Origin of the sequence: Wolbachia endosymbiont (group A) of Nomada flava, from assembly GCF_964027055.1 — a bacterium.
GTDB classification, from domain to species: domain Bacteria; phylum Pseudomonadota; class Alphaproteobacteria; order Rickettsiales; family Anaplasmataceae; genus Wolbachia; species Wolbachia pipientis.
On sequence record NZ_OZ034725.1, the window covers coordinates 1,163,400 to 1,175,685 of the forward strand.

Annotated in this window: 11 protein-coding genes and 1 pseudogene; 6 read left to right on the forward strand and 6 right to left on the reverse strand. The window is 34.1% G+C overall.

Going from position 1 to position 12,286, the window contains the following annotated elements; all coding sequences use genetic code 11:
• The first annotated feature begins 29 nt into the window (after positions 1-29).
• A complete protein-coding gene (gene dapE, locus AAGD70_RS06075; protein WP_065094493.1) occupies positions 30-1,226 on the forward strand; it encodes a succinyl-diaminopimelate desuccinylase in 1,197 nt (398 codons plus the stop codon).
• A 117-nt stretch (positions 1,227-1,343) separates the two neighbouring features.
• Here the strand turns inward: dapE and nth are convergent, their stop codons facing one another.
• From nth to icd, 4 genes are all read right to left on the reverse strand, one after another.
• Positions 1,344-1,982: an endonuclease III gene (gene nth, locus AAGD70_RS06080; protein WP_065094492.1), complete on the reverse strand. Its 639-nt coding sequence runs from the start codon at positions 1,980-1,982 to the stop codon at positions 1,344-1,346.
• Positions 1,983-2,021: 39 nt separating this feature from the next.
• On the reverse strand, positions 2,022-2,549 hold the full coding sequence (locus tag AAGD70_RS06085) for a hypothetical protein (RefSeq protein WP_245611008.1): 528 nt from the start codon (positions 2,547-2,549) through the stop codon (positions 2,022-2,024).
• A 383-nt stretch (positions 2,550-2,932) separates the two neighbouring features.
• Positions 2,933-3,352 (reverse strand): DnaJ domain-containing protein, encoded by a 420-nt coding sequence (locus AAGD70_RS06090; protein ID WP_245611009.1) that lies wholly within the window; start codon positions 3,350-3,352, stop codon positions 2,933-2,935.
• Between the two features lie 83 nt (positions 3,353-3,435).
• Positions 3,436-4,854, reverse strand: coding sequence for an isocitrate dehydrogenase (gene icd / locus AAGD70_RS06095; protein WP_065094491.1), 1,419 nt, complete (start codon positions 4,852-4,854; stop codon positions 3,436-3,438).
• A 145-nt stretch (positions 4,855-4,999) separates the two neighbouring features.
• Here icd and AAGD70_RS06100 point away from each other — a divergent pair, with 145 nt between their 5' ends.
• Entirely contained in the window at positions 5,000-5,536 is a 537-nt protein-coding gene (locus AAGD70_RS06100) for an RDD family protein (RefSeq protein WP_065094490.1), read from the forward strand.
• 22 nt (positions 5,537-5,558) lie between these two features.
• Positions 5,559-6,035, forward strand: a complete 477-nt coding sequence (locus AAGD70_RS06105; RefSeq protein ID WP_065094489.1) for an RDD family protein — start codon at positions 5,559-5,561, stop codon at positions 6,033-6,035.
• A 166-nt stretch (positions 6,036-6,201) separates the two neighbouring features.
• Here the strand turns inward: AAGD70_RS06105 and rho are convergent, their stop codons facing one another.
• Both rho and AAGD70_RS06115 read right to left on the reverse strand, forming a co-directional pair.
• A complete protein-coding gene (rho, locus tag AAGD70_RS06110; RefSeq protein WP_007549497.1) occupies positions 6,202-7,605 on the reverse strand; it encodes a transcription termination factor Rho in 1,404 nt (467 codons plus the stop codon).
• 199 nt (positions 7,606-7,804) lie between these two features.
• Complete coding sequence (locus tag AAGD70_RS06115; protein ID WP_010082495.1) at positions 7,805-8,407, reverse strand: cell cycle transcriptional regulator TrcR; 603 nt, start codon at positions 8,405-8,407, stop codon at positions 7,805-7,807.
• A 331-nt stretch (positions 8,408-8,738) separates the two neighbouring features.
• Between AAGD70_RS06115 and AAGD70_RS06120 the strand changes: the two are divergent.
• From AAGD70_RS06120 to AAGD70_RS06130, 3 genes and pseudogenes are all read left to right on the forward strand, one after another.
• Positions 8,739-10,546, forward strand: a pseudogene (locus tag AAGD70_RS06120) (SurA N-terminal domain-containing protein).
• Between the two features lie 401 nt (positions 10,547-10,947).
• The gene (gene rpsP, locus AAGD70_RS06125) at positions 10,948-11,268 is read left to right on the forward strand and encodes a 30S ribosomal protein S16 (protein ID WP_065094487.1); all 321 of its coding nucleotides are present in this window, start codon (positions 10,948-10,950) and stop codon (positions 11,266-11,268) included.
• Between the two features lie 10 nt (positions 11,269-11,278).
• Positions 11,279-12,256, forward strand: coding sequence for a polyprenyl synthetase family protein (locus AAGD70_RS06130; RefSeq protein WP_065094486.1), 978 nt, complete (start codon positions 11,279-11,281; stop codon positions 12,254-12,256).
• Positions 12,257-12,286: the final 30 nt, after the last annotated feature.

Sequence of the window (12,286 nt, forward strand, 5' to 3'; positions counted from 1 at the left end):
TATAGCAGTATAAGTATTTTAAGATTGACATGAAAATTGACCCTGTAGAGCTAACTAGGAAATTGATCTCTTTTGAGAGTATAACACCAGAAGACAGCGGGGCAATAGAGTATATAGCAACAATCTTCAAGAAGAGCGGCTTTGATTGTGAGATTTTAGAATTTGGTGATAAAGTTAAAAATCTTTATGCGAAATATATAAATGGAGTACCAAATTTGTGCTTTGCTGGGCACGTTGATGTTGTACCACCGGGTCAGTTAAAAGATTGGGCATTTGGTCCATTTAATCCAGAAGTGAGGGATGGAATGCTATATGGAAGAGGGGCCGCTGATATGAAAAGCGGAGTAGCTGCATTTATTGCTGCTATGGTAAATTTGATTGCAGAGAAGTTTCAATTTAATGGTTCGATAAGTGCATTGATTACCAGTGCTGAAGAAAGCATGGAAGAATATGGAACAAAGGCAGTTTTGGAATGGATGAAAAATAAGCAGAAAAAGATAGATTTTTGTGTGGTTGGCGAACCAACCAGTAGTGAGAAATTAGGTGATACCATAAAAATAGGCAGAAGAGGTTCTGTAACATTTGAATTAATTTGCCATGGAAAACAAGGGCACGTTGCCTACCCAGACCTAGCAGATAATCCAATATATAAGGTAATATCGATATTGAGTAAGGTAAAAAATGCTACTTTTGATCGTGGTAATAAATATTTTCAGCCTTCACATTGCGAAGTTACTACTATCGATGTTGGAAATAATACTAGCAATCTAATACCTGGCTCAGCAACTACATGTTTTAACATTCGATATAACAATGAACAAACACCGGGTGGCCTATATAAGCTGATTGATGAAATATGCTCTAGTGTAACTAACGATTATAAGCTTTTTATGCATAGCAGCAGGGACGTTTTCCTCTCTACTCCCGATAGGAATACTGATATTATGCTTGATGCAATAAATAAAGTTACCAGTATTGATGCTGCGCTGAGCACAAGTGGTGGCACATCTGACGCTGCGTTTATCAAAGATGTTTGTCCAGTGATTGAATTTGGTATAATCAACAAAACTGCACATCAGATAAACGAATGCGTATCAGTAAACGATATACACAAGTTAACAGCTATATATAAGGAATTTATAGAAAATTATTTCAATCCCACTAATAAAATATTGAATCAGGTCAACGTGGTTAGTAATATATCTAGTGGTCCATTGTTAGCTTAGATGTAATCAGATCTCTTGCATAACTGTTGTTTGAATAATAACTTGTATCATTCCAGCAAAATGTGTCAAGTAAGTTTTTTCGTTTCTATAGCTACTTGGATGACAAAAAAAGAAATACTAGACTTTATACCTTTTGCACTCAAATTCACATAAATCATGAATTATGCACGTTTCACACGAAGGTTTCTGTGCTTTGCAAACATATCTACCATGCAAAACTAGCCAATGATGAGCATAAAGCAGGTATTTTTTGGGAACCACATTTAAAAGAGATTGTTCTGTTTTAAACACATCTTTTTCTTTCACAAGCCCGATTCTATTGCTCACTCTAAAAACGTGAGTATCAACTGCCAATGTTGGAATGCCAAGCCCCGAATTTAAGAACACATTAGCGCTCTTTCTTCCCACTCCCGGCAAAGACACCAAATCATCGAAATCAGTAGGCACTTTGCTATTGTACCTCTCAATCAATATTTTGCTGAGCCCGATTATGTTTTTTGCTTTGGAATTATATAAACCAATACTGCTTATGCATTTTTTCAGCTCACTCTGCCCAAAGCTCAGCATTTTTTCTGGCGTATCAGCGATATTAAATAGTTCTCTTGTAATTTTATTAACGCTTACATCAGTTGTCCGCGCTGATAAAACTATCGCAACCAGTAACGTAAAATGATTGGTATAATTTAGCTCTATTTTTGGCGCAGGATTTGATTGTTGAAACTTTTCAAATATTAGTTCTACTTTTTTTGAGTCCATGCATAGAGCTAAAAGTTTATACTATACCGTAATATTCTACTATGCAAATTCAACCGCTTGAGGTCTAGGTAGCTGTTCAGTGTTAACATCAGACATATTAGTGTTTACTTCATCGAAATTCCTCTCAGCAAATTCGCTTGCCACCTCTGTAAAACACTTTCTAACAAGAGGCATAATTATTGGCATTAATAGCCTTCGTGGATCATACCGTCCTAACAGATCAGTTTCCTTTTGCACTCTATCTCTTAGATCTTCCTCAAGTAAATCTTTCATGTGTTTTTCAGTGTATATTTCACAAGCCTTTGAAAATGTAGGACTAAATATCTCAGTAGCTAGCAGTGCTAACAATGACAAAGTACCAAATATTGTCACATCAACATAAAAACTGCCAGAGATAAAACCCTCTATCATTAAAGAAGTAAAAAAGACAGGCAAAGGGTAAAAAACAAAAAGCTTATAGCATAAGTAAATACAATTTATTCTATTTACATATTGATCAGTAGAAATTTCAGAGTTTTTGTATTTTTTTTCGTAATGTTGTGTTAAAGCAGATAAAATCTCTGTCATAATAAGATTTAATGCTACTAGTGGCAAGCATAAACACATCAAGGTATTACTGGCAATTAACCAAGTAGGTAAGAAAATATAGCAATAAGTTGCTTCAGCAAAGGCTAAAAAAAGTAAAGTATATGCCTTGGTCTTAAAAAGACTAGATAGCAAATCGTCTCTACGCTTTATAAACTTTTGCATTAGCGCTTGTTTGTCTTCCCTTATTAAACTTCCATTCTTTGTTAAAGGGGCGATATAACTAAATAATTGTATGTTAGGTTTAAGCAAGTGTTCGTCAAGCTCATTTCTCAGCTCTTTGACTTTATCATCGAAAAGTGAGCCATATCTTGTCCAATAATTTATATCATGGATTAATTTATTTTGGTGTTGCAGATCCTGTATTAGCGAGCTGCTTTTTTTTCAAGTATAGAAGCAAGCTCAGCAAAATTCCTTCCTCTAACTTCCTCTTCAGTGATATTCAATTTTTCAAATAATTTCTTCCTATAATGGAATTCACGCGCTGTTAAATGCCCATCACTTTCAGCATCAACGCTAATTTTAACACAAGGGTCCCCTGACTTTAAAGGTTCAATATATGCATTTAATTCTTTATAAGCTTTGTCAAGATTTTTAAATCTTTCTTCATTTCCACCTTTATCAGGGTGGTGTACAAGAATCAATTTTCTATATTGTTTTTTTAAAACGCTACTAAGCTCTTGATGATCCTTACCTATAACTTGCTTAGCTTCTATTTCCAATACGTTGAACAGATCAGCATTATCACAAAACTCCTGACCAGTTAACTTGAAATGTTGACCCATTACTACATCTCACATAAATAAATTATATCTCTAGTATAATCTATTTAAATGTTTTATACAATCATAAGAATGTCAAACGATCATTAAGAGAAAAACCCCTCTTTCCCATCATACAAATACAATTTGTCCATTCTCACCACGTCAAAATTGTGTTCTTCGATTTTGATTAGCAAGTTATTTACATCACTATTTGTAATAGCTTGCTTTTCATTATTTGCGATAAACCTACAGGTTATTTGGTCACTTGAAGGTTTTGAGTTTCCTGGCCAAATCGCAAGTCCTTTTGAGTATATTGCTATCATTTGCAGATTACTTGATTCAAATAATCCTACTATTTGATCAACATTACTGGATTTGTCCCAAGCGAGAGTTATATCACTACCCACTAGCTTTTTAACTTTGTAATCTTGTTCGTAATTGTCTTGTACTTTATTTATTTTACTATCCGAACCACTGCCAATTATAAGCTCAGCAGGTTTCTTTCCTAAATTATCTATAACAGCTTCTGCAAATTCTTTGGTACCAACTTTCTGTTTACTTCTTTTCTCCTTATATAAATCGGCAGTGTGTATTCCATCCTCCAAAGTCTTGAGCCATGCATCGTAGATTAGTTTTGCAGTACCCACTTGACCTATGTAAATTAGCATATGCACTGCAGCATTTAAAAGACCAGAAGGATTGGCTATGTTTTTTCCTGCAATATCAGGGGCAGAACCGTGCACTGCTTCAAACATTGCGTATTCATTCCCGATGTTGCTACTTCCGGCAAGCCCCACAGATCCAGAGGTTTGTGCGACTATATCTGATAATATGTCGCCATATAAGTTCTCGGTTACTATAACATCAAAATTCTCCGGTTCTGTTGCAACACGCGCCATTCCAATATCAACTATATAATGTTCTGCCTTTATATCTGGGTATTCCTTTGCAATGCGATCAAACGCGGCATGGAAAGTTCCGTCAGTCATTTTCATGATGTTATCTTTAGTCAGGCAAGTTACTTTTTTTCTGTTGTGTTTTTTCGCGTATTCAAAAGCGTACCTGCATATCTTCTCTGAGCCAGACTTAGTAATAATTTTAGTGCATTGGTAAGAGTCACCAGTGAGCCTATGCTCTATTCCGGTGTAAACGTCCTCTTCATTTTCACGTATCACTACGATATCAAACTTATCGAATTTATTTTCTATAACAGGATGATATGAAATGCATGGTCTGATATTTGCATACAACCCTAGATTTTTTCTGAGTGCAACGTTTAAGCTTTTGTGGCCTTTACCTTGAGGAGTTGTTGTCGGAGATTTTAATAATATTTTTGTCCTTTCAATTGATTCCCAACCACTTGGAGAAATTCCGTGAGACCATTCTTTACTATAAACACGCTCCCCTATTTCAATAATATCTATTGAGATTTTCGCTTCTGCTTCGCGCAATATCGACAGCACCGCTTCCATAATTTCTGGCCCGATACCGTCGCCATACGCAACTGTGATTGGTGTTGACATAACTTCCCTAGTTATAAATGATTTAATATTAATTTAAATAATAGAGTGGCACAAGTAGCTAATATTACCCAAGTTAGTATATTTACGGTTATTTAATAACGTATTTTTATATTATATGATGATATTATGAAATATAGGTGGGGTTATGAATACTGAAATAAATGTTAAAGTAAATTATGTAGGATTTACAAGGCGTATTGTGGCAGAAGTACTTGACCTTCTCATATTTTCCCCTCATTTTATCTTCGGTTTTATCTATGGTGTATTCATCGTATCATTACAAGATCAAGATAAAGACTCTTTTCAGGAACTTGCACAACTAGCAACAGAAATACCATTTATAGTTTCTACAGTGGTCGCAACATTAGTACTAACAATATCCAAAATATTAATGGTAACAAAACTTGGTGGTACCCCAGGAAAACTATTGTGTGGTATGCATATTAAAGATGCTAATACATTTACAAATGTTACCCTTATGCAAGCAACAATAAGATGTATTTCTAAGGGAAGCATCTGGATTATTTTTCGCTTTTTGCTTCATCTGCATTATCATGGTTATACTTTTCTATATCTTTTAATTGTGCTAATTTTATTTTTGTTTGCAGTATTTGATCAACGCAAACAGACTTTTTACGATAAAATTGCAAAAACAGTAGTGATAGACTATAAATCTAGTTGATATTTTTCTTTATAGGTAGTATATGGATAAAAAAGTAAATTACTCAACGATGACAAGACGTACTCTAGCATTTATAGTTGATTGTATTTTATTTATCGCAATACCATTTGGTTTAATGGCGGTAGGTTTCTCACTTACACACGCAATACAAGGGATCATGGGTGCAATAATTGTAATCACCACGATTGTATTTTCTTTATTTTTAATGATACCATGTATATTTCATATATTCATGCTAGTAAAATTTGGCGGCACTCTAGGGCACTTGTTATTTAGCATGCGTGTAAGAGACAAAGATACACTTGAGCAGATCACTCTAATACAAGCAATAAAAAGAACCATCGCTTTTTTCATAATTTACTGTATATCGCTTTATAATCCTATTTTACTTTTAGCTATACTAATCCTAGTTTTAGTATGTGCAGTAGATGATGAACATAAACAAGCTTTTCATGACAAAATTGCAAACACGGTAGTGATAGATTATAAACCTAGTTGATATTTTCCTTTAGCTGTCTGCCACCAAGGGTGTCATTCCAGTGTCACGAGCTAACTTAAGGTAAATTGCCAACTTAACTATAAATATATTTTGGTAAATCCAAATTATTTTAGCTATAAGAGCGTTTTACTTTTTGCTCAGCATATCCATCATAACTGGCTTACTTTTAGTGATTCATGGAGTTAAAAAAGTCAGCATTGCTCTTTGTTAAAAGTAGTTTGTCACGTAAAAATTCCATTGCTTCAACGGGTCCCATAGGATTGAGTATCCTACGCACCACCCATATTTTATTTAGTATAGCCTTATCAACTAATAGCTCTTCCTTCCTTGTTCCGGATTTTGTAATATCAATAGCTGGAAATATACGTTTATCAGAAAGTTTTCTATCAAGTATGATCTCAGCATTTCCTGTACCTTTAAACTCTTCAAAAATAACTTCATCCATTTTTGAACCAGTCTCTATAAGAGCTGTGGCGATTATAGTTAAAGAACCCCCATTCTCAATATTACGAGCTGCTCCAAAAAAGCGTTTTGGTCTCTGCAGTGCGTTTGAATCTACACCACCAGTTAGAACTTTCCCAGACGAAGGAATAACTGCATTATAAGCACGTGCAAGTCTAGTAATATTGTCAAGTAGAATTACCACATCTTTTTTATGCTCAACCATTCTTTTAGCTTTTTCTATTACTATTTCAGCAAGCTGTACGTGACGGTAAGCAGGCTCATCGAACGTAGAACTTACTACCTCACCTTTTACAGAACGTATCATATCTGTTACTTCTTCAGGTCTTTCATCTATAAGTAACACTATTAATTCTACTTCAGGGTGATTTATAGCTATAGAGTTAGCCATTTGCTGAAGCAATACAGTTTTTCCTGTGCGAGGTGGAGCAACTACTAACGCTCTTTGCCCTTTTCCAAGAGGAGCTACTATATCTATAGCACGCATGCTTAAGCCTTTTTTATCATCACCATTATTACACTCAAGTACTATGCTTTCCTCAGGATAAAGAGGAAGCAAATTATCAAAATGGACGTACTTTCTTAATTCACTTACTTCAGTAGAGTTTATACTTTGAACCTTAGTTAAAGTAAAATATCTCTCTTTATCACCAGGTGGCCTTATTTCTCCATATGCCATATCTCCTGTACGTAAATTAAACTTCTTTATTTGCCCGTTAGAAATATAAACATCATCGGTACTTGGGGCATAATTTGCACTTGCTGAACGTAAGAAACCAAAACCATCAGGCAATATTTCCACTATTCCACTCCCTGTGGTTATGCCTCCTTCTTCACTCATTTTTTTCATTAAGCTGAATATTATTTCCTGCTTTAGCATTCTACCATTGCTTTTACCGTTAGTTGAAATTTTTCTTTCTTCAGCTAACTCTAACAATTCTTCTGCTGTTTTCTCTTTTAATTCGCTCAGATCTAATGTTTTTCTGTTTTTCTCAGTACCTTCATTGACCATCTGTTTTACTGTATCGTTATTGTAAATTTGCTCACTTTTTTCAGGTTGAGCTGTAACCTTTCCTTTTGCCAAAACATCTTCATTGATTGTTGTCATAATCCTCCAAAAATTTTAATTGATGCTTACTAACCTAAAATGTGACTATAAGATAATAAATTAGGCTGAGTTAGTTTCAGTGCGTATTAAGCTTAATTATCATTAAACCCCGTACTTTACTTACATTATACTAATAAACACTAGCAAGTCAAGTTAATTTAATGTTAACAAAGCACAAAAATTTGAGGATTTTCAATAGCTATTCTTTATATTTTTTTAACCTTTCTTGCTTCTCCTCTTCTACTTTTGCTTTTTCCACTTCTGCTTCTAAATTTTCTTGACTACATAAGCCGAGTAGTACAGGATCTTGGGGTTTTATATTTTGCATGTTATGATGAGATCCATCTCTTACCTGCTCAACTGTGTAATTCGTTGTACTAATTAATTTAGCTATAACGTTATTGTCCAAGATAGGAAATTTTTTTACTAAATAATAAATCGCATCAGGTTTATCTCTACGTCTTGCCGTAGAGGCAAAGCCAAGAATGCTACCAATCGCTTTACTCCTTTTTTTTATATTTTTTATAATCAAATTTGGTACACGATTTGGATTTTTTTTGCAATCATCGATTTCTTTTTCAGTAATTATTCCAGAAATAATAGGGTTATATTTTTCTACTTCTATTTCCTCATCAGCTATGTCTTGTACTTCTTCAAGGGCCAATCTGCAACATTGTGCTATTTGATTAAAAGTTAAACCAGTGTTGTCTACTAACCAAGCAGCTATTTGCACTAGAAACTGTTTATTTCTATCGTTATTGCCCTTAGAAGATTCCATTGACATCAAAAAAGCATCTCCCATTTAAAGTATCCCTTACTGTTATACAGAGCTAAAATATAAACTATTAAAACTAAAAAAGCATTAATTTTGTCATTCAATAACTTTTTGTTTGTCACTTCCCACCTCTTAAGTTAATTAAATGCGCTTACCTTTAAGCATATTTCAAACAAAATATTTCCCCTTCCTAAGGTATAGTATAACTCAGTTAAACATATGTTCCTATTTAAGATTAGAGAGTTAAATTTTAAGTTAATATATTGTAATATTATATATATTAGCTAATAAAGCAACAGATTTACAAGCATTAAATTATCACTATTCTATAATTAATCATTAATTAACTGGGTTTAAAATGAATGTTAAAAATTTTTTCACTAAAGTAACCGTTGTCCTTTTAGCTTGCTTGTTAATCTTCATGGGAATTGGCAACCTTTTATCAGGTGATGATGAAAAAGAAGAGGTAGCTAGGGTTGGAAAAGAAGTTATAACGTCAGATGAGTATAAATCACTATATCAAAATTATGAAAAGCAAATTTCTGGATCTGATGCGAGTAGAGAACAAGTAAAAAAGCTGAAATATGATTTGCTTAACGCACTTATAGAGCAAAAACTATTGTTTAACCTAACTAGTGAGCTGGGGTTGACAGTTGGAGAAGAATCTATAAAAAATCATATTAAAAACACCAAATACTTTCAAAATGATAAAGGTGAATTTGACAAAAATAAATTCTATGAAACGCTAAATGACCTGCATATGACAGAGAAAGAGTAATAGCAAAGCTAGAGAAAGTCCTGCCTGCAATGATGTTCATGACTTCATTATTTAAAGATAATTATCCAGTAACTTTTGGCGAGAAAATTGATGAGCAGATATACAAAAGTCGCTACCAAACTAGAGTAGTTGATATTGTTAAAATAACTGAAGATGCAGTTACAAACATTCCTGAACCAGATGATCAAGCCTTACTTGATTTGTACGAAAGAAATAAATTCCATTTTTATTATCCTGAGTATCGAACTGCGCAATATATTTCCCTAGGCCAAAAGTATTTTGAAGATCAAATCAAGATCTCAGATGAAGAAGTTGATGGTATAATAGAACAACAAGAACTTAAAGATCAAAGAGATATATTCAATGCAATATTTTCTACCAAAGAAGAAGCTGAGACAGCAAGAAGAGCATTTGAGGAGGGTAAAACAAGCTTTGAACAGATAGTAGAAGAGTTTGGCAAAGCAAAACTTGAGGAAACTAGAGTAAATAATATAACTAAGGATTTTTTACCAGAAGACGTGAGAGAGAAGGTATTTGCTCTCAAAGTAGGTGAAGTAAGTGAAGTTTTAGCAAGCAGTTTTGGTTGGCACATAGTAAAAGTGGAAAGTGCGCATCAAATCTCTGATGAAGACTTAGTTGATTTAAAAAAAGACATAAAGTCAGTTCTAACTAACCAAAAGTCTTTTGAAAGAGTCAATGATTTCATAAACCAAGTGAACTATAAGATATACAATGGTTCAGAAATTGAAGAAATATTGAGTGAATATAATTTACCTATACAAACTATTGGTCCAGTAGATGCGAGTGGAAAAGATCAAAGCGGTAATAACGTAGGAGATTCTGGTGATTTGATTTCTTTCATTTTTTCGCGAGAAAAGGATCAGAAAGGTTATTTTAAGGGCGTTGGGGACGCTGTTGTTAGTGTAAAAATCGTCGATATCGTTCCACCCAAATTGCAAAGTTTTGAAGAAGGCAAGGCATTAGCGGTAGAGCTTTGGCGTAGTGAGTTTATAAAAGAAAGAATGTTTAAATTCGGGCAAGAGGTTGCAGTTCAACTAAGAGAAAAAACAGATTTGGAAGAAATTCAAGGTGTGGAATTAGTTAAAGGTCAGCAGATGCACCGCAATAAAGTGGATCAACAAAACTACCCCTTTTCTTTTGTAGAAGAGATTTTCAATATGAAAACAACTGGTTCAGTGACAGATCCTATTCAATACAATAATGAAATTATAATAGGTGTTCTAAAAGAAATGCATTCATCAAATGGCAAATTAAACACGCTTGACACCGGAAAACGTGTGATGATATCGCTAAAAGAGCAATTAATTAGCTATCTGGAATCAAAGTATAAAGTCGAGGTTAATCACACTATACTTGATGATATATAATCAAAAATCTTATAAGTTGCTTCAAACGCATCCAGTGCCCAGACACACAACTGTACGAACATTGCGATTTGAGAGCAATCTTCACTAGAAAGGATGTCATCCCAGTGCCCAGACACTGGGATCCAGGAATTTTATTAAGTTGGTAAGCATAAAAGTAGTCGTTTTATGTTAAAATACAACGTTTTAATGATTAAAAAAAGGCTGGATTCCAGTGTCAAGCACTGGAATGACACCATTTGCTGTGCAATTTACCTTCAAAAATGAATGTTCGTATAGCTGTGCGCCCAGCGCTGCCCTACATTGTTGGTAATTATATTATAAAGTGCAAAGGTTGTATAATTCATTTGACTTAAAACGGCTCATTGTATAAAATTGTAACTAACATATGAATAAAGGTTAACATGGCAGTTAAAATAAGGTTGGCAAGGTTTGGCGCAAAGAAACGCCCTTTTTATAGAATAGTTGTAGCTGATTCACGAGCACCAAGAGATGGGCGTTTTATTGAGAAAATAGGACAATATGATCCAATGTTACCAAAAGACAATAAAAATCGTGTTGTGGTGAAGGTTGATAGATTAAAACATTGGCTAAGCGTAGGCGCGCAAGCAACTGAAAGAGTACTGTGGTTCATCAAAAAAGGCATAGTAACTTTAGAAACAGAACCAAAAAAAACAGAAAAGAAGAAAGTAGAGAACAAGAAAGCACAAGGGCAAGAAGCATAAGTCTCTTTAAATGCTAATAACAAACAGCGATAGATTAGACGATGTTGTATCTTCTGATTTATCAGATATGAAGGACTTTATCTTCAAAAATGTCAATGATGAAGATGCTAAGCTTGCTACTGATATTATATCTCATCTTGTTAGTTCAGGTGGAAAAAAAATAAGGCCTAAACTAGTTTTTATTATATGTAAAATGCTAAACTATTCTGGGGAGAATAGGATCAATGTTGCTGCATCGGTAGAGTTTATACACAATGCTACTTTACTTCATGATGATGTGCTCGATGAAAGTGAGGCACGTCATGGAGTTAAAACAGCGAATAAGATTTGGGGAAATAAATCAAGCATTTTAGTTGGTGATCTATTGTTGACTCTAGCATTTAGATGGCTTATAGAGTGTGGAAATTTAAATATTCTCCCTATTTTATCTAAAGCATCGCATTTACTTGTGAAGGGTGAAATAAAGCAGATGACAACACGTTTTGACCCCCACACAATCAGGGAAAATTATTTTGATATCATTGGAGAAAAGACAGCGTCTTTATTTTCTGCATGCTGTGAAGCTGCATCTACAGTATCTGGTGCAACAGATGACGAAACAGAGAGGCTAAAGAATTTTGGTTTTAATTTTGGTATGGCATTTCAAATAGTTGATGATATGCTCGATTATACTGCTAGTCAAGGCACTTCTGGAAAGCAAGTCGGAAAAGACTTTTTCGAAGGTAAAGTCACCTTACCTGCTATTATAGCATACGAAAAGGGCAGTCCAGTAGAGCAAAAATTCTGGGAAAAATGCTTTTCTTCAGCTAGACACAATTTTGACCAAGCATTACACTATATTAATCACCATAATGCCATTCAGCTTTCTATGGAAAAAGCTAGACACTACATTAATATGGCGCAAAATGATATTAGTACTTTTTCTGATTCTTTTTATAAAACTACTTTAATTGACTTTTTAAATGCGAGCATAGAAAGACAAATGTAGCTGGCGCTTGATATTTTCAGATTAATTGTT